The 22,101-nt window shown below is 40.0% G+C and carries 24 protein-coding genes; 8 read left to right on the top strand and 16 right to left on the bottom strand.

What is annotated here, in order from left to right; translation table 11 throughout:
• Positions 1-35: 35 nt before the first annotated feature.
• From P162_RS14345 to P162_RS14365, 5 genes are all read right to left on the bottom strand, one after another.
• Positions 36-1,001, bottom strand: coding sequence for an AAA family ATPase (locus tag P162_RS14345; protein ID WP_031428346.1), 966 nt, complete (start codon positions 999-1,001; stop codon positions 36-38).
• A gap of 164 nt (positions 1,002-1,165) precedes the next feature.
• Positions 1,166-2,359: a DUF4350 domain-containing protein gene (locus tag P162_RS14350; RefSeq protein ID WP_241077784.1), complete on the bottom strand. Its 1,194-nt coding sequence runs from the start codon at positions 2,357-2,359 to the stop codon at positions 1,166-1,168.
• 17 nt (positions 2,360-2,376) lie between these two features.
• Positions 2,377-3,129: a DUF4129 domain-containing protein gene (locus P162_RS14355; protein WP_031428348.1), complete on the bottom strand. Its 753-nt coding sequence runs from the start codon at positions 3,127-3,129 to the stop codon at positions 2,377-2,379.
• Positions 3,129-3,992 (bottom strand): hypothetical protein, encoded by an 864-nt coding sequence (locus tag P162_RS14360; RefSeq protein ID WP_031428350.1) that lies wholly within the window; start codon positions 3,990-3,992, stop codon positions 3,129-3,131. Before P162_RS14360 ends, P162_RS14355 begins: the two co-directional genes overlap by 1 nt.
• Positions 3,985-4,962, bottom strand: coding sequence for a stage II sporulation protein M (locus P162_RS14365; RefSeq protein ID WP_031428351.1), 978 nt, complete (start codon positions 4,960-4,962; stop codon positions 3,985-3,987). The genes P162_RS14360 and P162_RS14365 overlap by 8 nt, the downstream gene beginning before the upstream one ends.
• A 35-nt stretch (positions 4,963-4,997) precedes the next feature.
• On the opposite strand from P162_RS14365, the gene P162_RS14370 reads away from it, so the two are divergent.
• From P162_RS14370 to P162_RS14380, 3 genes are all read left to right on the top strand, one after another.
• Positions 4,998-5,717: an RDD family protein gene (locus P162_RS14370; protein WP_031428352.1), complete on the top strand. Its 720-nt coding sequence runs from the start codon at positions 4,998-5,000 to the stop codon at positions 5,715-5,717.
• Between the two features lie 40 nt (positions 5,718-5,757).
• A complete protein-coding gene (locus P162_RS14375; protein ID WP_031428353.1) occupies positions 5,758-6,378 on the top strand; it encodes a trimeric intracellular cation channel family protein in 621 nt (206 codons plus the stop codon).
• Between the two features lie 109 nt (positions 6,379-6,487).
• Positions 6,488-7,030 carry a pyridoxamine 5'-phosphate oxidase family protein gene (locus P162_RS14380; RefSeq protein ID WP_031428354.1) on the top strand — a complete coding sequence of 181 codons (543 nt, stop codon included), beginning with the start codon at positions 6,488-6,490 and terminating at the stop codon, positions 7,028-7,030.
• A gap of 3 nt (positions 7,031-7,033) precedes the next feature.
• Here the strand turns inward: P162_RS14380 and P162_RS14385 are convergent, their stop codons facing one another.
• Entirely contained in the window at positions 7,034-7,762 is a 729-nt protein-coding gene (locus P162_RS14385; RefSeq protein ID WP_031428355.1) for a peptidylprolyl isomerase, read from the bottom strand.
• 47 nt (positions 7,763-7,809) lie between these two features.
• Here P162_RS14385 and P162_RS14390 point away from each other — a divergent pair, with 47 nt between their 5' ends.
• Positions 7,810-8,406, top strand: coding sequence for a CoA pyrophosphatase (locus P162_RS14390; protein ID WP_316931611.1), 597 nt, complete (start codon positions 7,810-7,812; stop codon positions 8,404-8,406).
• A gap of 146 nt (positions 8,407-8,552) precedes the next feature.
• Positions 8,553-9,356 carry a lysophospholipid acyltransferase family protein gene (locus P162_RS14395; protein ID WP_031428358.1) on the top strand — a complete coding sequence of 268 codons (804 nt, stop codon included), beginning with the start codon at positions 8,553-8,555 and terminating at the stop codon, positions 9,354-9,356.
• Between the two features lie 31 nt (positions 9,357-9,387).
• On the opposite strand, the gene P162_RS14400 is transcribed toward P162_RS14395, so the two are convergent.
• From P162_RS14400 to P162_RS14410, 3 genes are all read right to left on the bottom strand, one after another.
• Positions 9,388-9,567 (bottom strand): hypothetical protein, encoded by a 180-nt coding sequence (locus P162_RS14400; RefSeq protein WP_031428359.1) that lies wholly within the window; start codon positions 9,565-9,567, stop codon positions 9,388-9,390.
• A gap of 122 nt (positions 9,568-9,689) precedes the next feature.
• Entirely contained in the window at positions 9,690-10,334 is a 645-nt protein-coding gene (locus tag P162_RS14405) for a hypothetical protein (RefSeq protein ID WP_031428360.1), read from the bottom strand.
• A 5-nt stretch (positions 10,335-10,339) separates the two neighbouring features.
• Positions 10,340-10,834: an RNA polymerase sigma factor gene (locus P162_RS14410; RefSeq protein ID WP_031428361.1), complete on the bottom strand. Its 495-nt coding sequence runs from the start codon at positions 10,832-10,834 to the stop codon at positions 10,340-10,342.
• A gap of 122 nt (positions 10,835-10,956) precedes the next feature.
• On the opposite strand from P162_RS14410, the gene P162_RS14415 reads away from it, so the two are divergent.
• Complete coding sequence (locus P162_RS14415) at positions 10,957-12,252, top strand: NAD(P)/FAD-dependent oxidoreductase (protein WP_031428363.1); 1,296 nt, start codon at positions 10,957-10,959, stop codon at positions 12,250-12,252.
• Between the two features lie 88 nt (positions 12,253-12,340).
• Here the strand turns inward: P162_RS14415 and P162_RS14420 are convergent, their stop codons facing one another.
• The 7 genes from P162_RS14420 to P162_RS14450 all read right to left on the bottom strand — a co-directional run bounded on the left by P162_RS14420 (position 12,341) and on the right by P162_RS14450 (position 19,916).
• Positions 12,341-13,453: an adenylate/guanylate cyclase domain-containing protein gene (locus P162_RS14420; RefSeq protein WP_081868436.1), complete on the bottom strand. Its 1,113-nt coding sequence runs from the start codon at positions 13,451-13,453 to the stop codon at positions 12,341-12,343.
• A 6-nt stretch (positions 13,454-13,459) separates the two neighbouring features.
• On the bottom strand, positions 13,460-14,290 hold the full coding sequence (locus P162_RS14425; RefSeq protein ID WP_031428365.1) for an alpha/beta hydrolase: 831 nt from the start codon (positions 14,288-14,290) through the stop codon (positions 13,460-13,462).
• A 175-nt stretch (positions 14,291-14,465) separates the two neighbouring features.
• Positions 14,466-15,812 carry a cytochrome-c peroxidase gene (locus tag P162_RS14430; RefSeq protein ID WP_031428366.1) on the bottom strand — a complete coding sequence of 449 codons (1,347 nt, stop codon included), beginning with the start codon at positions 15,810-15,812 and terminating at the stop codon, positions 14,466-14,468.
• A 426-nt stretch (positions 15,813-16,238) separates the two neighbouring features.
• Positions 16,239-17,036, bottom strand: a complete 798-nt coding sequence (locus P162_RS14435; protein WP_031428367.1) for an aldose 1-epimerase — start codon at positions 17,034-17,036, stop codon at positions 16,239-16,241.
• A 36-nt stretch (positions 17,037-17,072) separates the two neighbouring features.
• Positions 17,073-17,984 carry a hypothetical protein gene (locus tag P162_RS14440; RefSeq protein WP_051907926.1) on the bottom strand — a complete coding sequence of 304 codons (912 nt, stop codon included), beginning with the start codon at positions 17,982-17,984 and terminating at the stop codon, positions 17,073-17,075.
• Between the two features lie 88 nt (positions 17,985-18,072).
• A complete protein-coding gene (locus P162_RS14445; RefSeq protein WP_031428370.1) occupies positions 18,073-18,585 on the bottom strand; it encodes a hypothetical protein in 513 nt (170 codons plus the stop codon).
• Positions 18,586-18,632: 47 nt separating this feature from the next.
• Positions 18,633-19,916, bottom strand: coding sequence for a hypothetical protein (locus P162_RS14450; protein WP_031428371.1), 1,284 nt, complete (start codon positions 19,914-19,916; stop codon positions 18,633-18,635).
• A gap of 270 nt (positions 19,917-20,186) precedes the next feature.
• Here P162_RS14450 and P162_RS14455 point away from each other — a divergent pair, with 270 nt between their 5' ends.
• Positions 20,187-21,449 carry an NAD(P)/FAD-dependent oxidoreductase gene (locus P162_RS14455; RefSeq protein WP_031428372.1) on the top strand — a complete coding sequence of 421 codons (1,263 nt, stop codon included), beginning with the start codon at positions 20,187-20,189 and terminating at the stop codon, positions 21,447-21,449.
• 99 nt (positions 21,450-21,548) lie between these two features.
• The gene (locus P162_RS14460; RefSeq protein ID WP_031428373.1) at positions 21,549-22,076 is read left to right on the top strand and encodes a hypothetical protein; all 528 of its coding nucleotides are present in this window, start codon (positions 21,549-21,551) and stop codon (positions 22,074-22,076) included.
• Positions 22,077-22,101 lie beyond the last annotated feature (25 nt).

The raw sequence follows: 22,101 nt of genomic DNA on the forward strand, positions 1-22,101 counted from the left end.
AAATAAAGGGATTGTATGAATTTAAAAAATTTCACCTAGCGGGGTATTTCTACAGACTGTACCAGCAAATCAATGACCGTCTCTGGGGTCATGCCCTCCATCTCGCGTTCTGGGGAAAGGATGATGCGATGTCCCATAACTGGTTTTACCACCTGCTTCACGTCTTCCGGAGTTACAAAATCCCTCCCATTAATGGCTGCAAAAGCCTTTGAAGCGTTCATTATGGCTAAGGAGGCACGGGGAGAACCGCCCAGGTATAAATGGGGGTGTGTCCTTGATTTTACTACGATCTCAGCAATATAGTGCAGTATTTTCTCTTCAATAAGCACATCTCTGGTCTGTGCTCTAAAGGTTGCCAATTGGGCAGGGTTTATAGCCGAATTTATGAGCTCTAAAGGTTGTTTTTTTCGCTCGTGATGCGTTTTTAAAATGGCGACTTCATCATTTAACTTAGGATACTCAACTTTGATCTTAAATAGAAAACGGTCCAGCTGCGCTTCGGGCAGGGCGTAAGTTCCTTCTTGTTCAATGGGGTTCTGGGTCGCGAGCACCATAAAGGGTGGCTCCATTTTATGTTCTTTTCCATCAATGGTTACCTGCTGCTCTTCCATAACCTCAAAAAGCGCTGCCTGCGTTTTTGCCGGTGCCCGGTTGATCTCGTCAATGAGCACAATATTAGAAAATATAGGACCTTGTTTGAACTCAAACGAACTGGTTTTCATGTTCAGGATGGAGGTTCCCAAAACATCGCTGGGCATAAGATCTGGCGTAAATTGAATACGGCTGAACTGTGTGTCCAGCGTTCGGGCAAAAAGCTTTGCGGTGATGGTTTTCGCGATCCCGGGCACACCTTCTATGAGTACGTGACCATCCGCGAGCAGTGCTACAATTAGCAGTTCTATAAATTCCTGCTGACCTACGATCACTTTGGCGAGCTCTTCTTTTAACCGTGTAACGGTTTCATGCAGTTCTTCAAGGGGAATACGGTTTTTAAAATCCATGTCCCCGCTTTCGATATGCTGCTCTTCCCGTACGCGCAATGCAGCTTCTAGCGGATTTTCTGCCATTTGCTGCTCATTTTCGGTGTTTTTTTCACCATTTTTGAGCTCATTTTGATCGTTTTCTGAAGGCTGCTCGTTTTCGGTATTTTTGAATTTTTCTTCCATTAGTTTTTCGCTTTAAAATTTTCGATACGCGTATTAAGCTCAATAAGTTGCTGTTCTGAAACCGCGGGCTGTTGCCGTATGGTGATGATCGTGTTTACAAGTTGTTTTACCTCCGTTTGTTCGCTACCACTTTTTGCAGCGACCGTATTTATAAAATTCTCATTCAATTGTCCCGTGCTAACGGTATACGCGCTGCGCACATATTCAAGAAAATGATTGATCTGGTGCTGGGCGATTTCTTTATGGTCTTTGTTTTCTAAATACATATTCGCGATCGTACGTGTAAAATCGAGCGTCTGGTTAGGTCTGGGTCGTATAACGGGGATGCTTCGCTGCTTGCGCTTTCCTTCAAAATAGACCCAAAGCACAGCAATAATAAGCAGTAGGTAATAGGCCCATTTCAGGTATTTGTTACTGAAAATAAGAAAAAGGGGCGAGGTGTTGTATGTTTTTCCGGTTTTATAATAGTGGTCCAGAAACAAGGTTTTTTCTTTGGGCAAATAGGCAAGAACGCCTGCGGTATAGTCACTGTTATCATCTTCAAGCATAAAGAAGTTTGAAAATGCCTGCGGAAAAAGGTGCAGGTAGACAAAACCATTTTCAAACGGAACTTTGACAAAGTTTACTTTTGGTTCTATGATCGCCGTGGAATCCTGATCTCTCATCCTGTCGTAAACTCCCAGTACGGTTGTATTCGCTGTGTCAAGGGATTTGAAATACGACGAACCCAGATCTTTGTCCATCAAATAGGGACGTTCCCGTTTTAAGCCCGGGTTGCTAAGGTTCAACAAGGGTTTTCTGGTGAAGCTGTTTTGCTCATAAAAAGTAGCCAATTCGAGATTTAAGGTATCAAGTAATTTTTTGCTTTGATACGTAGCGGCCACAAAAAGGGTGTTTCCCCGGCCTACCCATTTTAGAATCTTTTTTGTTTCCGAAGGATCAAAGGAAACGTCGTTGTTCAGAAAAAAATAAGTTCCATCGCCCACGCTGTCGATCAGGAATTCAAATGGGGGCGTGGTAACATTTTGCACTCGTTGCGCATCGGTTTTCTTTTGCAGCTGGTCATAAAATATATAGCTTCCCAGGGGTATTTTTGCTTTTGCGCTATAGCTGGGAAACCAGTTGAGCTCTTCTGGTTTTGACGTTTGTACAAAAACCAGCAGCCCAATCAGCAGCACCAAAACGATTGCCATTATTTTATAGCGCCTGTTCATATCCCGCTGTTCAGTTTAATGAATTCCTGCTGCGCTTTAGCAAAAGCGGACTCGTTGACTTCAAAACTGCCATACCATATGAAATCATAGATACGCGTAATCTTGCTGAACTGCGAGCGCAGTTTGCTATCCTGAAGTTCATAAACATAGTCTTTATTGGTTTTCTGCACTTCCCAGGTGATAAGCTCCTTCTTGCTTAAGTTTTGTAGCACCAGCAAATAATAATATCTAATAGCAAGCCGGTAATTATTATTGTTTGTGGCATTATCTATCAGTTGCTGAAGATCATCGTGTTTTAAAAGTTCTTCTTCACTGTTCAGGATAACTTGATTAGGTGTACTCCCCAGCAACGGTGAACCGCTCATATCTACTTTTATAAAAAGCCATACGAGAAAGACTAAAACACCTGCAACAATGAGGTAGGGAAGTGCCCTGATCAAAAATGCAAGTATTCCCGTGGCTTCCCTTTCGTTGAGAATCCAGCGTAGGAAAGAATGCCAGAGTTCATTGAGCCAGTTGTTGAATTGCGTCCACCAATTATCCTTCGGAAGGTATTCCGAATAATCAAAAGCCTCGTCGTTTTTATACGCTTTTAGGTCGTTTTTATCTATTTCTGGAGGATTTACGAGGCTTTTATCGTAGCGTACTTCCTGTACGGTAGGTATACTATCTGCCTGTTGCGCTCCAGCCGGAAGGAAAACACACCAAAAGAGTATAAAAATGGATATATGTAGGTGGAATTTGACCATTAAAGATCGTTGCCTATACTATCAATTCGCTCCAGTGTACCCGTCTGGTTCTTCTTTTCGTTCAGGTTAAAATAAATAAAGGCCGAAGCGATAACGACTATGGTATAAAACAAATAGGACGCGGCAGAGGAAATCACGTTTAAGGTAACATAGACCCAATCAAAAACCTGGCTCATATCACCACCGGAAACTTCCTGGGATTTTGTAAATGCACTAAAAAAAGTATAGATCAACAAGGGGATTTGAAAAACCAGGCCTATTAAGTAAACAATGATATAAATAACAATAAAGGCAAAAAAAGTAGACCACCACTCATTTTTAACAAGGCTAAAGCTCTCTGTTATAGAATTCCCCACACTAAGATTTCTAAATATATAAAGGGCATAAACGAGGGTTAGCGGTACAAAAAGATAGACCCCCGGTAAAAAGCATAGCATAAAACCAATAATAGTCATAAGGAAACTGAGAATGGTCAGCCCAATGATACTTCCCAGGTCGCTACGTACATTTTTGCTAATGAGTTGCTGATCTATAGATGTGGGACCTTCAATATAATTTTTAATATAATGCAACACGGTTCCAAACATGAATCCGTAATAAAGCATGGTGGCAATCCCCAGGATTGAAAGTCCCAGTACGATCCCACCGGCGGCAAAGGCACCACCCGTTGCCAGAAAATTAAAATCTGTCGCCGTGGCCGCATAGTAGCCTGTGGCTGCCAGTAATATCAGAAAGGGGATACCGGCATTGCGCATTAAAGCCTTAAAAAGCCCTTTATATTCAAGACGTATAAACTTAAACGTATCGGAAAGGATCTCGCCAATTTCCCGCTGGCTTTTGAAATTAATTTTCTGGTTAATCATTTAGGAGGTTGTTTACTTGATTTTTATATACAATCCGGGGATAAATTACGTAATAAAATAGAATAAGGCTAAGCGACGCCACAATGATAAGAACCGCGAGCCAGTCTGGCATTTCGGTATGGCGCGTGACAAAACCTTCCAGAAAACCTGCAATTATAAAGAACGGGACCGTACTTGCCACGATCTTGAGTCCGTTTTTCATACTGCGCTTAAAGGATTCCAGGCGCGTATACGTTCCGGGAAACAGTATGCCATTACCGAGTACGATTCCGGCGCAGCCGGCAACAATAATTACCGAAATCTCTATGGTACCATGTATCCAGATGGTACGTGCAGATTCCCATAAAAGTCCCTTATCGTAAAAGAAGTATTGAAAAGACCCCAGCATGACGCCATTGCGCATCATAAAGAAAAGGGAGCCTACACTTACTACAATTCCAAAAACGAATGCCATCAGCGCCACCCGGATGTTATTTATGGTGATGCCCAGAAACATTTCAGTCTCGTTCATTTGTTTATAGACCGCCATGGGATCATCCTTTCCTATATTCTCAAGGGTCATGTTCACATACCCATCGCCCATAATCGTGCGTACATACGCGCCATCTGTTGATGCGCTATAGGCACCTATAATACTGAAAAGGGCAAAAGTGAAAAAGGCCAACAAAAGTTGTTTTTGATAGTTGTAGAATAAAAGGGGGAATTCTTCGGTAAAAAAGGTAATAAAGCGCTTTGAAGATTCCCTTTTAGTCTTGTAGATCTTCTGGTGCGACTTGCTGGCAAGGTTATTAAGGTAGGCTGCTGTTTTGCTCTGGGGGTAGAACGTCTGTGCGTAACTCAGGTGATCTGTAACTTCAATATAAAGGGCCGAGAGTTCATCAGGTGAAAGCCGGGGCTCATTATTAGCCAGAACGTTTTCAAATTGTAACCATTTAGCTTTATTTTGCTTCACAAAGGCAGCCTCGCGCATCGTCTTTTTCTTAGAAGTGTAAAGAAAAGTAATTCATGGACAATTTTCAAATCGAAACCGCCCAAAATGTAAGCATCCAGCAAAATGTGGCAGGAATAGGGGAGCGCTTACTGGGTTATTTGATAGATATGCTTATTCTGGGTATTTATTGGGTAGCCTCACTTTTTTCCCTTGCGGCCTTTGGCATTGATTCTGATTCCGGTAATGTAATGGTATTCTTTATGGTTATGGGAATCCCTACCTTTTTGTACTTTTTATTGTTTGAAACCCTCTGGGATGGGAGGACGCCAGGAAAGGCTGCCTTAAAATTGCGCGTTGTAAAACTGGATGGTTCAAAACCCGGTTTTGGAAGTTTTTTTGTGCGCTGGATCATGCGCATTATAGACATTACCCTTTCCAGTGGCGGTGTAGCCGTATTTACAATATTACTGAACGGAAAAGGACAGCGGCTGGGAGATATGGCTGCGGGGACTACTGTGATCAATGAAAGCGAAAAAGTAAAGATCAACCAGACCCTTCTGGTTAATCTGCCCGAAGATTACGTGCCTAAATATCCACAGGTGACCATCTTTTCTGATAAGGACATGCAAACCATAAAAACGGTATTTGATGGCGCCCGTCGCAATGGCAACCATAATGTGATCGTCAAACTTGCAGAAAGATTAAGTGGCCAAATGCAGGTCCAACCCGTTGAAAAACCTATACTTTTTGTTGACAGGGTGCTCAGGGACTATAACTTTTACACCCAGCAATAAATTATTCAAAGGCTCGCAGTTGAGCATAACCGAAACTAGAATGAATGATCTTACAGAAATAATTGATGTACTGGGTACGATCGCCTTTGCGATTTCCGGAGTGCTTGCCGGTCTGAGAAAGCGGCTCGATATTTTTGGGATCCTTATTGTGGCGGCAGTTACCTCAGTGGGTGGTGGTACGTTGCGTGATGTGCTCATCGGTAAAACACCGGTGACATGGATGCTCAATTTGAGTTTCGTTTATATCATTCTGGTGACCGTGGTTTTATCTGTGATCTTTAGAAAACAGTTAAAATACCTAAGGCGCAGTTTATTCCTTTTTGATACCATAGGTATTGCCCTCTATACGGTTACCGGGGTTGAAATAGGTCTAAGGGCCGGTCTCAATCCTGCAATTTGTGTGGCGCTGGGTACCATGACCGCGTGCTTTGGTGGTGTTATACGCGATATTTTATGTACCGAAATCCCTGTAATTTTCAGGAAAGAGATTTATGCAAGCGCCTGCATTGCCGGTGGCCTGGTCTATGTTTTGCTTGATTATTACCATGTGTATCCTGAATTCACCTCTGTTATTGCCGGTTTTACGGTTATTTTAATACGTATCGCAGCGGTTATTTTTGAAATAAAAATGCCCGCTATATATCGCAATGAGGAGCTTTAAAATATTCAATTTTTCTGATGATGATCAGTAAATTTTAAGTCGGAATGCGTTCTGATTTATGGAAAAAATGGAAAGATTATTGGTCAAATAACCTAATTTATCACTTAAAATGGGCAAAAAATATACTTCTTTAAATACAAAACTTATCTCTTTTATTAAGAAGCAACATCTGTATTTTGTAGGAACCGCACAAGCGGAAGGCCGGGTGAATATTTCCCCTAAAGGACAGGATACTTTGCATATACTCAATGATAACCAACTTATCTGGCTCAATCTTACCGGAAGTGGTAACGAGTCTGCCGCTCACATCGTAGCGGATAACCGGATGACCATTATGTTATGTTCTTTTGATAAAAACCCGCTTATTTTAAGGATGTACGGTACCGCGAGAGTCTATCACGAACGGGATACGGAATTTCATGAACTCATGAGCCATTTTAAGGAGCTGCCGGGGGCGCGGCAAATTTTTAAACTGCATATTGATCTTGTGCAGACTTCCTGCGGCTTTGGCGTTCCATTTATGGATTATCAAAGTGAAAGGGAAACCTTAAACATCTGGGCAGAAGCGAAAGGCGAAAAAGGTATTCGACAATACTGGGAAGACAAAAACCAACAAACCATTGACGGTTTTGATACGCATATTTTTGAATAGTACTTAATTCATCAATTCCATATCAATATAGATATTTTTTTTAGGCCATTCATTCCCATCTACCTCGACTTTATTGATCTCGTCAACGACGTCCATTCCTTTTGTAACCCGGCCAAAGACGGTGTGTTCCCCATCCAGATGATGCGCCCCCCGCGGACTTTGAACAATAAAAAATTCAAAAGGTGAAGAAGCCTGGCTTACATTCTGGTTTGTATATTTTGCGGCAGAAAGTACACCACGATCATGGGGGTGTGCGGGGGTAGCTTCATTAGGGATAAGGTAATTGCCTATGCGCTGGCGTTTCTTTGGGGTGTCATAACCATCACTGTTACCGCCCTGAATCACAAAACCTTCAGAAACCCGGTGCAGCATCGTATCGTTGAAATAGTCCTGCTTGACAAGAAGTATGAAATTGGCACGGTGAAGCGGCGTATCCTTAAAAAGTTCGAGTTCAATATCTCCAAAACGTGTTTTGAGCCGTACGCGCGTTTCTGTATTGTTTTTTCCATATTCCGTTAGAAATGGTTTTAAAACTTCCTGGGATTCTATAATAGATCCCATTTTACTCTTCAGTTTATCATTTTGTGCCTTTGCTTTATCCTGAGGGGTGGAGTCGGGTTTTTGTTCTGTTTTTTCCTTTTCTGATGTTTTCTTGACTGAAGAATTTTTATCTTCACAACCCCCGGCGGTAAACAGAACGGCAAAAAGAAACAATAAGTAGATCGTGCGCATAGATGCAGTTTGAAAAATTAAAGACTAGACTTTCAAAATTAAGCAATTTGCCTTTACCCGGCGAGGTTGCACAGTTTGAAATGGCACCGGTAGAACGGGCCAAAAATTTCGATACGATGGATATTGCAGCCAGAAATCCGCGGGAAGCTGCGGTAATAGGTCTGTTTTATCCATCGCTGACCAAAGAGGCCATGCTGGTACTTATCCTGAGAAAAACATATAAGGGCGTTCATAGCAACCAGGTGGGGTTTCCCGGTGGCAAGTGGGAAACTTATGACGGTTCTATAGAAGCGACCGCGTTACGGGAGACCGAAGAAGAAATAGGCGTGCCGCGCGATCGTATTTCACTTGTAAAAAAAATGACCCGCGTGTATATACCACCCAGTAATTTCTGGGTACAGCCCTTTATGGGTTTTACGGAATACACTCCAGAATTTGTACCGGAAGAGGCCGAGGTTGAAGCAATCCTTGAAGTCAGGGTAACCGATTTTTTATCTGAGGAAAGCCTCGTGGTAAAAAAAATAACAACCTCTTATGCCAAAGATCTTGATGTACCAGCGTTTTTGCTGAATAAAAACGTGGTCTGGGGAGCGACGGCCATGATGTTAAGTGAAATGAAAAACATGCTCATGAAGACAGAATAAAGACTATTTTATACCTAAAATGATATTTAGCTGCAAAAATAAATCTTTCGGGAAAACAGTGTTTTTTTTTAAATATTAAAAAGTAGCGTCAAAACCGCTATATAAAAGCAAAAACTGCTTAAAATACCTAAAAAAACCATCCTTTTATGGCAATTTTTAAAATCAATCCCTTTGGTCATTATTTGATCTTAAAAAAATGGCTTATTCGTATTGCGGGCGTGATGAGTCATAGGCGTTATCGTGGTTTTAATGAACTTCAGATTGAAGGTTCTGAAATTATTAAAGACCTTCCTGGTACCAACGTTCTTTTCGTTTCTAATCATCAGACTTATTTTGCAGATGTTATGGCTATGTTTCATGTATTCAATGCAAGTTTGAGCGGTAGGGTAGATAGTATTAAGAATGTGGGCTATATCTGGAACCCTAAACTAAATGTGTATTACGTAGCAGCAAGTGAAACGATGAAAAGTGGAATTCTACCGCGTATAATGGCTTATGGTGGTGCTGTTACGGTAAGCAGAACCTGGCGTTCCCAGGGAAAAGAAATAGACAGGCCCGTAAACCTGAGCGATACTGAAAATATAGGGATCGCACTTCACGATGGCTGGGTAATCACATTCCCACAGGGAACCACAAAACCCTGGAAACCTATACGTAAGGGAACAGCACATATAATCAAACAATACAAACCTATTGTGGTACCTATAGTTATAGATGGCTTTAGAAGGTCATTTGATAAGAAAGGAATCCGTATAAAAAAACGGGGCATCCTTCAAAGTATGGAAATAAAAAAACCTCTAAATATAGATTTTGAAAAGGATAGTGTAGATGATATCGTAGAAATGATAGAATATGCGATAGAACAACACCCTTCCTTTTTGAAAGTAATTCCCACTGCTGAGTTAAATGCAGAAGAAGAACTCAATAAAGACCGAAGGTGGGAATATTAGCAACGCTATAGTATAAAGAAGTTACTTTAAACTAATGGTTGGGCCTTACTTTCCCGGTGTAAAGCCATATTCCCATTAAGATCATACCCACATATAGAAAAATGATCCAGTTATCTGTAAAATTCACTTTGGTAAAAAGTACGATGCCCGTAACGAATAGAAAATTTATTCCCAGGGCAGCAAGTAAAACTGTTTTAGCGATCTGACTCATGCTCAATTTTGGATTAAGCTATTGTTTTGTTTATTCCTTTCACCTGCAATATAGCGTTTTAGAGTTTAATCCTTAAACAAAATTGCGGTCAAAAAAATAAAAAAAATAACTAAAACCATTAACTAATCGTTTAGCTCAAGTTTGTTCAGTTCTTTATAATTTCTTTTGAGTCGTCTCATAAGTATCCCATAAAGTAACTTATAAAAAAGCCAGAATACCGTTATCAGAAGTATGATAAATCCCGTAGATAGGAGTATCAATCCCCAGGAGGTTATACGGCCGTGGCCACTTTCCGAAATTTCAAGCAACTCTTTGACCCTGGGGTCATAAAAGTACATAGCGGTCATCACCATTATCGCAGAGACAAATAGAAAGGTAAGATTGTAGATTACATAATAGTTGACAGTTCTACGTACTTTTAAAATTTTACGCATCAATTGCCGTGTATTGTCCGTGGTTTGAATATGTTTATAATTTATGAAAAAACGGTATATAAAGTAAAGTATGATCGAAAAGTTGACAATGGTCAAAACAATATTGATCTTATAAAAATGCAATTGTTTGAGGTTTTCGATTGATTCTTTAGTTGACGTTACCACATTGATCCCTACCCAAAAGATGAATTCAATTATGGCAATGATCAGGATCCACTTTGTAAGTGATGATGATCGCTGATGTATCATCTTGTACAGGGCATCTGTTTTGATCTGGGGAAAGCTGGATTCCTGTTTTTTCCAGTCTTTCTTTAAAAGTTCGAGTGCATCCATCGTTCCTAGGAATTTAAAAGTTCCTTTAATTTTTTCTTGACACGGTTCATTTTCACACGGGCATTAACTTCTGTAATTCCCAGCGTTTCTGAAATCTCGCTATAAGGTTTGTCTTCAAGATAGAGAAAGACTAACGCCTTGTCTATATCATTTAACTGTTTTACGGCAGAATACATCAATTTGAGCTGTTCCTCTACCGTATTATCATAATCTTCGCTGGCAACCTTAAACATGACCGTATCAAAATCTTGTGTACGGATTCTCTTTTTGGATTTACGGTATAATGTTATTGCGGTATTTAGTGCTACCCTGTACATCCAGGTGCTAAATTTTGCTTCCCCCCTAAACTTTGGGTAAGCTTTGAAAAGTTGTATGGAAATCTCCTGGAAAAGATCATTGTGAGCATCTGCATCATTCGTGTACAGCCTGCATATTTTGTGTACAATATTCTGGTTTTTTTCCAGCAGGTCAACGAATTGCTTCTCTAGTTTTGGTTCCAAAAGATGTTTGTTAGCTGAACATATGTAGGTATACTGGGTATATTGTTACAGGTTGTGCTAAATTTATTATAAACGCAGCAAAACTCGCTCCCTGTCTGTTAACTTTGTTACAAACTTACTTTATGAATATACCAGATACACAACTGCCTAGAATTGTAATTATTGGCGGTGGTTTTGGCGGTATGAATCTTGCTCAGAGCCTTAAAAAATCTTCTTATCAAGTTGTAATCCTAGACAAAAGAAATTACCATACGTTTCAACCCCTACTATATCAGGTAGGTACTTCTGGTCTTGAGCCAGATTCCATAGCGTATCCCTTGCGTAAAATAATTCAAGGCCAGGAAAACATGTTTTTCCGGATGGCTGATGTATCGCATATTGATACCAAGTTGTCAAAAGTACGTACAGATATAGGCGATCTTGATTATGATCATCTGGTTATCGCCACTGGTACTAAAACAAATTTTTTTGGTAATGAAAGTATAGAAAATAATGCGGTATGGATGAAAACGCTGCCCCAAGCGCTCAACATTCGCAGTATGATGTTTGAAAACCTGGAGAAAGCAAACAGGATTGAAGACCCGGTAAAGCGAAAAGAATTATTGCGTTTTGTTATTGCTGGCGCTGGTCCTACGGGCGTTGAATTATGTGGTGCCATTGCAGAGCTGAGGTTGCACGTGCTGCAAAAAGATTATCCTGATATGAATACAGATGATATAGAGATTCATCTGGTGGAGGGGCTTGACCGTGTTCTACCCCCATTTAGTGAAGAATCTTCCAAAAGTGCGCAGCATACACTGGAGAAAATGGGTGTAAAAATCCATTTGGAAACCATGGTCGATAAATATGAGAACAATCTTGTAACCACAAAAGGTGATTTAAGTTTTCAAACGGCGAATTTTATATGGTCTGCCGGTGTTACGGGAGCGGCCATTTCCGGTTTTGGCAAAACGGCATTACATGAAAAGGCCAACCGGTATATTGTAGATGTTTACAACAGGGTTCATGGTTTTCAAAATATTTATGCCGTGGGGGATATTGCGCTCATGCAGTCTGAAGAGTACCCTAAAGGGCATCCACAGGTCGCGCAACCAGCTATACAACAAGGGAAACACCTGGCAAAAAACCTGAAGCGTTTGACCAAGAAAAAAGATATGCTGCCATTTTCATATTTTGACAAAGGGTCAATGGCGACCATAGGCCGCAACAAAGCAGTTGCAGATATCAAAAAAATGCATTTTAGTGGTTTCATCGCCTGGATTATGTGGATGTTTATCCACCTATGGTTTCTTGTAGGTTTTAGAAATCGCCTCGTCACACTGATCAACTGGACCTACAGCTACTGGAACTACGATAAGGCCGCCCGCCTTATTGTGAGACCTTATAAACAGAACAAAGTACTGGCAAAGGAAGATTAACTGCTGTGTAATAAAAACTGACTTTTTTGTGTTTGAAATGGTCAGATTTGAGAGAAAAGAGGCTATTTCTTAAAAGAAATAGCCTCTTTTATGAATCTGTCAACTCAAAAGTCACCAGGTCAATGGACTCCATTTTCCCTCGTAGATCTGCCGGTCCTATTTCCCTTTGTTTAAAACGGTAGGGTAGGTAGGGAAAGCTTTCAGCAAGCTTTTTTGATAAAAGAATATCCACATCATGCTCATTGCACAGGGCTTGTATGCGCGAGGCCGTGTTCAAAGTATCGCCAGAAAATGCAATCTCTCGTTTGAGTATGCCCACTTCACCGGTCATTACCTGACCATAATGAGCTCCAACCTTAAAATCTGGGTATACTCCATATTTTTTCAGGTATTTTTTCTTTCTTTTATTGATAATGCGCTTCATATCAAAATAGCACCGCAGCACATTGATTTTATAGAGACCATTTTTTAGCTTCCAGGTAACCACCACTTCGTCCCCCACGTACTGATAGACTTCACCGCGTGTATAAATAATTGCCGGTGTGATGTCTTTAAAGAAGTCTTTTAGAAAATTGAAATACTGTTCTTCTCCTATTTCTTCCGCAATAGTGGTGGCACTCCGTACATCGATAAACATAAAAATGCGCTCCTCTTTTTTAGGATGGAAATATTTTCCGCGTAAAAAATCCTGAAAAACGCCCGGGCCATATTTATCATTCACCATTAATAGAATGAGCGTAAAAATTACAATGAGAAGCCAGATCAAATAATTCCGCAGAAAGAAGAAAGTCGCAAAAAACTGCAGCACTTCGCTAAAAACCTCGATTCTGTATAGTGGAAGATTGCTTTCTACAGCATAGAGATAACCTACCCCAAAAACGGTTACAATTATCGCAGTGGTAGTATAGGCCAGAAAAATATACAGCAACGCCTGCCAGAATGGATATTTACGCAGCCAGCTTTCCATTAGGTTTATCGTAAAAAAACCACCCAGGAGTCCGGCCGCCATTCCCGTTATAAATGTAGCGGTAAGATTTGATATAAAATCAAAGCTCGTTGAAACATTCCCACTGCTTTCAAGAACAGAGTATTCATAAAAAAACAACACTACGGAAACTATTGTCCACGAAATAGTTATGTAAATACCTCGTCGTACGTAATATCTACGCCTAAAATGACTTAAAAATGGAAAAATCGACATAAAAATTTATTGCTGAGCTTTCATAAAACTCTTTATTTCATCAAATCTTTTGCTCCATGGCCAAAAATACTGAATGACCATTTTCTTATGTTTTTTATCAAGTAGTACGGGTTTGACTTTAGGTTGAACTTCCTGAAGTGCCAGTACAAACAGTTCATTGTATTTGAAAATAGATGGGATCGTTTTGGTACCCAGGTAAATCAACATGGGCGGGGTGTTCTCATCTATGTAATTTATCGGCGAAACTTCAAGCCAGCTACTATCAGTATTTCCCCATGTGGTCAGGTAATGATCTTCAGATGTGGGCGGATACTCGTTGAGGTAGCTGTACATGTCAAGTCCGGCAGCGTCATTGAGTATTATACCTTTAATATAAGATGTGTCTTTAAGATAAGCAGGGTTCATCGTAGCGAGTGCTGCCAGATGGCCCCCAGCGGAATGGCCCGTAATGAAAATACGATTGGGATTACCGCCAAAATCCTTTATATGCTCATGCGTCCAGGTGACGGCTTCCGTTATTTGTTCGGTCATGGTTTTTACGTCTGCGCCGGGGCTCAACGTGTAGCCGGGAATTACCGTAAGCATACCTTTTCTGGCAAAGTTACGGCCTAACTGACTATACAATCCTTTATTTCCACTATCCCAATTACCACCGTGAACGAAAATTAGAACATCGTTATTATTGCCAGTATTCTTTGGTCTAAAAATATTTAGGGTAGGCAAAGATTCCTGTTGCGTATAATCCTGATCCAGATAATTTATGTTTTTGTACTTTAATGAGCCGCAACCCGTAAGGACAAACAATGCTGCAAGCGCAAAACAATAGGCAAATCTCATAATCTTTTTTTGCAAAAATAGCAATAAAAAGTGCTCAAGGTTAATTTTGCAATGAATACCTAAATAATTAAATGTAATAAAAAGTATGATCTCGAAAAATTCTTAAAACGGGGGATTTCAAAGATTATTTATCAGTTATCAGATTATGCGTATTGTTTGTAATGTAGAAGATGAATTAATCACATCCACAATCTTTCCGGGATTCTAAATCATTGTTTGGGAAACACATTCCAGACTTAAGAACATTAGGTTCATAGCGTTTTAAATCAGGATCCCTGAGTGCTTTACTCACAAATTCGGTTAAGTCATCAATTTCTGAATCCGTAAGATTTATATTGCCAAATTGAGATGCAAATTGAGATGCGGGCACCTGTGTTTTTTGAGGTCTACCGTTATTTTTATAGGTAATTACTTCTTTTATAGATTTGAAAGAACCACCATGGCCATAAACAGGGTTGTCTGCAAGATTGTAAAGGGTAGGGGTTTTAAACTTATAGTTATCTGCAGGGTTTTTTGTAAAGCCGCCCCTACCCAGCGCTACGTCGTCCAGATTCATTCCTGCTTGAACAATTATCTTTTCAGGTCCTTCATTTATATCTGCCATTCCCCAGGCATAAAATTCCTTATCTTTTAAAGCGGGTCCATTATGGCACTCATAACATTTGGCAGAACTAAAAAATAGCGTGGCACCACGTTTTTGTGCATTACTCATAGCATTTTCATCACCTTTAAGGTACTTTTGCCACGGCGCTTTATTGGCCAGCAATGTGCGTTCAAATGCTGCTATGGCGAGGGCAGCGGCGTAATCAGAATAGCGTTCTTCCTCGCTAAGATCAGGAAATGCCTCATCAAAAAGTGCATTGTATCCATAATTTTGGACAAAGTCCTGATCAATTTTAATTCTGTGCACTTTTATTCCTTGCATGGCCTGTACTTCAACTCCTTCAAATCCCATTTTATTTTCTGGGATGTTGTCCCATTGTGCCTCTGTACCTTTGTTTGTGCCTGTACCGCCAAATTTTCCATTCCACAGCATGACATCCTGATAGGCAAGATTGAGCAAATTAGGTGATCTGAAAGGCTGTACATCTACCATTTCTTCGTCCATTGTGGGATCTAAGAACCGCCCTTCCCCAAAAATCCCAAAGCCTATACCACCTTCACCAATACCCTGTACTTTTCCCGAACTGAAACCCGATGCGGCGGCATGACAGGAAGCGCAGGAGTATTTACCTTTATTTTCACTGTTTTTTGGATTGCCCCCAGTTGCAGGATCATGCAATAGTAATTTTCCTAAGGCTATTTTTTCTCTTGTAAGGGGATTTTTTGGGTCTTGAGGTATTGCATTTAAATCTGTGCTCTCTGGTAATGTAAAAAAGGAATTTCCTTTGCCACCAGATACGTCTAAAAGTACCTTTTCTAAACGCTGATCTATTAAAGAAGACTCATTTAAAGTAGTGTAATCATCTCCCTGGCAAGAGATAAGTAAAATGACACCTAGAAAGGATATAAGACTTTTCATTATAATTTGGGTTTTTATTAACGCAAATATAATAAATTATCGATAAAGTGTTTATAATAAACGTTCAAGTTTGGTTTTTAATTACGAAAACGTTATAAATATCTTAATAACTAATATATTTCATGGTTTATTTTCGTCTTAATCTTAAACGGTTGATGAAATTTGAAAGAAGAACTTTTAGATATAAAGACATTTGACATGTTTTTAATATTTTTTCACTGCCTTGATAGCTTGTAAATGTTATTTTAAAATAGACAATCATATAGAAAAATTGATTCGAATCAGCTTTGATCTTAAAAAGCATGGTATCTATGCATCTAGTAAAATATGTTCGTGAAAAGAGTAATGATTTTGTCCAAAAAAAATGCTTCAACACGTAAACTGTTGAAGCAGATCTTTAAAATTGGAATGGGATTGAATAGGTTCTCAAATAAGGATTTTTACCGAAAATTCTTTGGGCTTCGACCCAACTTTATTAAAACCCGAATCTAATTTGTCCTGCTTTACTGCGTAGGGATAAAAGGTTATAGGCTCTATACAGACCATATTCTTGACTTCGGTCCATAGCATAAAATGTTTAAAGCCTGTTGTTTCTATTGTCAGGGTATTTTTATCTTCAAGGGCAATACGAGAACAGTCCAGTACGGAAAGCGCGCGGCTTCCCACGGCAAGTACTTCTTCAAGATTTACAGAACATTTATCCGTTTTGATAACCGGATTTCCTGTAACCAGATTAAAGGCGGGATGATATCCTAACATAAAAGGCATATCCTGATCTGCGTTGATTTTAAATCTAATTTCCAGGCCTTTATCATTCAGCTTAAAAGACTTTTCAAATGTAAAATCATAGGGCCAGGTTAGATATTCAGGATGACCGGCTCCTTCATTTTTCGGTTTTTCTTCTTTCTTGAACTTTGAATTTTTTACGGGATTATCAGCACTATATGTTTTTTTAAACGTTGCGCTGGTCTCATCGCTTGCGGTAAGTTTATATTCCAGTTCCCGTAAAAGACCGTGCTGATCCTGTGTTGCGTCGCCTTTAGGTGTATGAACTTTAAATGATGCCTTTTCCGTAGGGCCTATAAGCGGAAACATTTCTGTATCACTATGACCCCAGCCAGGAGTTCCTTTCTGGTGCATATATTCATGGTTGTTTTTCAGGATGCTGACTAACTCCCCAGAATCTATTTTAACGATGATATTTTTTGATTGTAGCGTGGTCATACTTGCTTTTCTTGGTTTAAATTCTTTAAAAGGGTTTTATACTGCCTTTTTCTCATAGTAATCAAGATGCCTTTTATGAAAATGGTTAATATCTGAATCATTCCTGGACATGGCGACCAGTTCTTTTAATGCTCCCATGCGCTCTTTATCTTTTTTCTGAATACGGTCATCTTCAAATGGGTATGCAATCTGCATCATTCGCTTATCCTCTTCAGATAGCTCTGTATTTACAGCGGTAAAACATGGTGACTCCTCTTTTGAGATAAACATCCAGGCGGGAAAACTGTAATGCATTATCGAGTTTTTATCGTGGGCAGAGAACGTGAGTCCGCCTTCTTGCAATTGGCGAAGATTGTGATCTACTTTGGCTTTGGTCCAGTAATTGGGCGCACCGCCCAGATAGTCATAAAGGGAAGGCCAGTCAAAGTCACAAGTATATGCCGGGGATTGATGTTCATGTTGAAAACCAAGTGCGTGGCCGAATTCATGCAACGTGGTCGCGGCCCAGTCTGAAGGGAGGCGCTTATCAAAGTCAGAAAGGTTCAATGTGATTTCACCAGGCCCAAGTATGGCGGGATCTGCACTGTCATTGCCCACAAGTGACCAATAACCTTCATATTCAAAACCTACGCGTATATGGCTTCTATCATCTGGTGACCACTGCCGGTAGTTTCCCGTACTTTGATCAAAGCCAAAATCGAAGGTTATATTGCCATATTCTGTCCATATATTGGCTGTTTCGGCAATTTTTTGATGCAAACCGGCATCACCTCCCTTAAAACTTACTGTAAGTGTTCCTACACGCCATAATTTAAGATCGTCCAGTACAAGTTCCAGGGCATTGCCAAATATATAACCGGGAACAAACTGTCTTTTTTCTCTTTCTTTCTTTTCGATTTTTGCCTGTATTCTATCAGGGTACGCTTCAATTACAAATTCATTTTCCATAAGATACGTTTTAATCGTTGGGTGATTTTTTCGGTAATAAGATCAGGTTTACATGTTGGGCTTCAGATAGTTCAAATTATTTTAGGACTTAATGAGTATCAGGATCTGTGGTGGCCGTTTGTGTTCCGCTAAAGAAAGAAGCTACAATAGGTACCATCATTCCCAGAAAGGAAGTCGCCATATTCGCCACTCCCTGTGTCGCCTCAGATTCTAAAATAATCCATATAACTACTGCTGTAACACCTATCAAAATATACGCCAGAGCGTAGAAAAAACCGTATTTTGTCCTGTTTTTATCGCGTCCTGGAGGTGGGGATCGGGTAAGGGCACCAAGGGCGTGCAGCTTATTTGTTTTGGTTGGTACTTTCATGTTTCCTGAGGGATTGATGCCAAATGCTGCTGCTACAATACCACCCACTAAAGCGGTCAACAAACTCGTAATATAAACCACCGCATTGTTCATATCCTTCATATAATCTGACGGAAGTATGCCATCATCAAGAATGGAAAACGATTGGTAAAACATAAAGACCGAACTCACGACAAAACCCACTAAAGCCAGAACCACCATAAAATGGATAAGCGTTTTTTGATAATTCATCTTTTATAAAAGTTTGAGTTCATTTCTCGGTTAGTTTGCTGACCCTTTTAAGGCTGTTTTCTGTTCGTCAAGTTATAGCTTAACCCAATAAAAAAACCAGATTGTAAACTGCGTGTCGTTGGAATGGATCCCACATTTGCAGGCATATAAGGGCCAGATTGATCGTTAACCACCACGTCAGAAAGTTTGTCCATTTGTGCCAGTGCCAGACCGCAGGTTAGGCTAACCTGCTTTTGCTGGCCCCAGATTATAGTAGGGCCTAGTAGATAGCGCAATTTTCCGTCAAAAGGCGATATGGCTGCTCCCAGTGCGATTCCTCCCCGCCACTCTGGAAGGAATTTATAGGTAAAATGACCCAATGCGCCTATGCTTATATCAGCATTTGATTTTTCCTCTTCCTGTATGTAAAGACGTCCACTTTCACCTTCCGTAAGGTAATATTCCGGCTCGACCAGATTGTTATAGAAGAACCCGGTAGAAAAGTCAAAAGAGAAATTATCATAAACCGCAAAACTCAGGTTTTGTTCTAAAAACGTCGTGTTTGTATACATATTTAGCAATCGTACGGTCACATCAACCACATCCCCTGAAGCCCTGAACGAAGTAATTGGCAGGGTTGCGCTTGCTTGCTGCGATTCCTCAATAAAATTAAGTAGAAAAGTATAATCTATGCTTTTGATATTCTCGTTGTAGCCTTTTATTGTGGCATATTCTTCAATAAATTCTGCAGTATTTTGATTGTCAGCGTTAATGTTGGCAAGTTGAGTGCTATAAACTTCCAGAACGCTGGGAATGTAAGTATTTGCCAATACCGCTTTAGCATAGGCCTCTTGAATGGAACGTACATCAAGCACCTGCAAAAGCTCTTGTTTTTTAGCCTGAGCCACATCTGTGTTCGGTTGAAAACGCGTTTGCATATAAAGCTCATCACTAATGCGCTGTATGTTCTCGAGGTAACGATAGTACTGGGTTGCTTTAATATAAATCCTACTTTTAGCAGGAAGTTCCTGAGGAAGATTTAGACCCACCGCGTCATCTGGAATGCCTACATAAATACTTCTTAAAATATCTGGAATATCAGAAACAAACCGTGAATTGGTAACTTCGGAAAAAGGCACAACGTGGGCACTATTGATATTTCGTAATAGTATGGTATAGTTCGTATTGTGTTTTACCATTTCCGGTAGGCTAGCTAAATCTAGCGTATTGCTGCCTGCATCATAATCTAGTTCAATTATTTGCTGGGCAGAAGTTTGCCAGGGCAGTAGCCAGAAGGAAGTGGCAATAACGGTTGCTCTAATAAGGAAGGTTTTCAAAAGGATAAATGGCATTAGTTAGGTACTTTTAAAGTTAGTCCTTTTTATATAAATGAATAGAAAGGTTTGAAAATTAGTACCTATTTTGACCGATTTTAGCATTGTTTTGGCGGTTTTTCTTTAGTAAATAAAAAAATTTTTACAAGGGATAGAGAGCTGCAAGCGATAGAATTTTTTGATAATTAGATATAGTTTGAACAGGTTTTATTAGAAAACAGAAAAATCTCATTTCCTACCATTATGTCAACAGAAACACGTACTTTCTCAATAAATTAGCAGAAAATCATGCAAGAGCGTATTTTAATTATTGGGGGCGGCTTTGCGGGTGTTCACATCGCCAAAACCCTGATAAAAGATTCCAGTTTTCAGGTCACTTTAATAGATAAGAACAATTATAATTTTTTTCCACCGCTGATCTATCAGGTATCTACGGGATATCTGGATCCTTCATCAATATCGTACCCTTTTAGAAACCTATTTCGCAATAAGGATAACTTCCGGTTTAGAATGGGGGAACTACAGGAAATCATTGCTGAAGAAAATACGATCATACTTGACAATGGCAGACTTAGCTACGATCACTTAATACTGGCTACAGGAACGCATACTAATTTCTTCGGTCTTGATCAGCTGCAAAAGCACGCCATACCCATGAAGACCTTAGAAGATGGACTGCAAATGCGCAACCGTTTGCTGCAACACCTGGAACAGGCCACACAAATAAACGATACTTCCCTGCGTATGCCCTGGCTCAATATGGTGGTTGCCGGTGGTGGGCCCACCGGTGTTGAGATTTGCGGTATTTTTGCAGAGCTGCGCAATAAGACCATTCGCAAGGAATTTCCAGAACTTATAAACTCTGGCGCAAGAATCTACCTTATTAATGGGGGCGGTGAACTGCTTTCTCCTATGAGTAAAAAAAGCCAGGAATATGCATTGAAAAATTTGCAGGAAATGGGCGTTGAGGTCATGCTCAATACACGTGTGGTAGATTTTGACGGTGAACGTGTGATGCTCAAGGACGGTTCCCATATTTACAGCAAAAATTTAATTTGGGCCACGGGAGTAGTCGGTTTTAAATTCAAAGGTCTGCCGGAGGAAAGCTATGAACGCGGAAACCGTTTAACGGTTGATGGATTTAACAAATTAGTAAATAGTGAGAATATTTATGCCATTGGCGATGCCTGTATTCAACATCATGACGAGCAGTTTCCTGATGGGCATCCCCAGCTTGCTCAGGTAGCAATTCAACAAGGTGTCAATTTGGCTATAAATCTAAAGCGTACCCGCAAAGGTGAAAAAGCGGAACCTTTTGACTACAATGATAAAGGTTCAATGGCCATCATTGGGAAAAGTAGGGCCGTTGCAGATATACCTAAGCCACACCTGCATTTCAATGGGTTGATCGCATGGTTTATTTGGATATTCATACATTTATTCTCGCTTATAAATTATAGGAACAAACTGCGCACCTTTTACAACTGGTCTATAGAATACCTTACTCAAAACCAGGATTTACGCTTGATTATTCGGCCTAAGAAGGAATAAAAGTAATACGGTACGCATTGAAGGGAGAATGTTCTTTTACCCTTTTATTACTATTTTTGAACATAAAATGACCTTTTAGGCCAAAAAACGGCAATTTTTGTGAATAAAATTATTTCACTTTTTCTAACTATAATATTTGCCTTTAATATCCTGGGCCCTATTCTGCTTTTTAAAGTGCATCAATATGAAGTACGTAAACAGTCAATTCTTCGCATAAAAAAGGGCTTGCCAGATGCACACCTTGCCCAGATAGCTGTAGGAAGGGAAAACAGTAAACACCTGTTGTGGCTGGGGGACGATGAATTTCGCTACCGCGGAAAAATGTATGATGTCGTAAGGGCGCAGCAAGTGAATAACGGGAACATAATTTATTACTGCTATGCTGGCTCCCAGGAAAGTTTTCTTTATTCCCGCCTTTCCAAACATTTGAAAGATGCCAAAAAAAATAAAAAAAACAGAAGTTTAACTGCTAAAATCACTTTTAAATACCTTTCAAGAAAAAATACGTATACGGTAATTGAAGACCAAGAATTTTCAATAGACCACATACGCTCTTTTTTTAACTATTCTTCTCATTACAGTTCCCCCACGCTTAAAATTTCCGCACCTCCACCTAAAGTTGTTTGATGCATTGACGATCAACACTGGCATA

Source organism: Flavimarina sp. Hel_I_48, from assembly GCF_000733945.1.
GTDB lineage: Bacteria > Bacteroidota > Bacteroidia > Flavobacteriales > Flavobacteriaceae > Leeuwenhoekiella.

Bases quoted from the DNA above. Each gene is read 5' to 3' on its own strand.
- P162_RS14430 (WP_031428366.1), bottom strand. From the start codon at position 15,812: ATGAAAAGTCTTATATCCTTTCTAGGTGTCATTTTACTTATCTCTTGC.
- P162_RS14400 (WP_031428359.1), bottom strand. From the start codon at position 9,567: ATGAGTCAGATCGCTAAAACAGTTTTACTTGCTGCCCTGGGAATAAAT.
- P162_RS14385 (WP_031428355.1), bottom strand. From the start codon at position 7,762: ATGCGCACGATCTACTTATTGTTTCTTTTTGCCGTTCTGTTTACCGCC.
- P162_RS14380 (WP_031428354.1), top strand. From the start codon at position 6,488: ATGGGCAAAAAATATACTTCTTTAAATACAAAACTTATCTCTTTTATT.
- P162_RS14405 (WP_031428360.1), bottom strand. From the start codon at position 10,334: ATGGATGCACTCGAACTTTTAAAGAAAGACTGGAAAAAACAGGAATCC.
- P162_RS14350 (WP_241077784.1), bottom strand. From the start codon at position 2,359: ATGGCAATCGTTTTGGTGCTGCTGATTGGGCTGCTGGTTTTTGTACAA.
- P162_RS14370 (WP_031428352.1), top strand. From the start codon at position 4,998: ATGGACAATTTTCAAATCGAAACCGCCCAAAATGTAAGCATCCAGCAA.
- P162_RS14375 (WP_031428353.1), top strand. From the start codon at position 5,758: ATGAATGATCTTACAGAAATAATTGATGTACTGGGTACGATCGCCTTT.
- P162_RS14420 (WP_081868436.1), bottom strand. From the start codon at position 13,453: ATGTCGATTTTTCCATTTTTAAGTCATTTTAGGCGTAGATATTACGTA.
- P162_RS14455 (WP_031428372.1), top strand. From the start codon at position 20,187: ATGCAAGAGCGTATTTTAATTATTGGGGGCGGCTTTGCGGGTGTTCAC.
- P162_RS14395 (WP_031428358.1), top strand. From the start codon at position 8,553: ATGGCAATTTTTAAAATCAATCCCTTTGGTCATTATTTGATCTTAAAA.
- P162_RS14415 (WP_031428363.1), top strand. From the start codon at position 10,957: ATGAATATACCAGATACACAACTGCCTAGAATTGTAATTATTGGCGGT.
- P162_RS14445 (WP_031428370.1), bottom strand. From the start codon at position 18,585: ATGAATTATCAAAAAACGCTTATCCATTTTATGGTGGTTCTGGCTTTA.
- P162_RS14360 (WP_031428350.1), bottom strand. From the start codon at position 3,992: ATGATTAACCAGAAAATTAATTTCAAAAGCCAGCGGGAAATTGGCGAG.
- P162_RS14425 (WP_031428365.1), bottom strand. From the start codon at position 14,290: ATGAGATTTGCCTATTGTTTTGCGCTTGCAGCATTGTTTGTCCTTACG.
- P162_RS14365 (WP_031428351.1), bottom strand. From the start codon at position 4,962: ATGCGCGAGGCTGCCTTTGTGAAGCAAAATAAAGCTAAATGGTTACAA.
- P162_RS14345 (WP_031428346.1), bottom strand. From the start codon at position 1,001: ATGGATTTTAAAAACCGTATTCCCCTTGAAGAACTGCATGAAACCGTT.
- P162_RS14450 (WP_031428371.1), bottom strand. From the start codon at position 19,916: ATGCCATTTATCCTTTTGAAAACCTTCCTTATTAGAGCAACCGTTATT.
- P162_RS14435 (WP_031428367.1), bottom strand. From the start codon at position 17,036: ATGACCACGCTACAATCAAAAAATATCATCGTTAAAATAGATTCTGGG.
- P162_RS14355 (WP_031428348.1), bottom strand. From the start codon at position 3,129: ATGGTCAAATTCCACCTACATATATCCATTTTTATACTCTTTTGGTGT.
- P162_RS14440 (WP_051907926.1), bottom strand. From the start codon at position 17,984: ATGGAAAATGAATTTGTAATTGAAGCGTACCCTGATAGAATACAGGCA.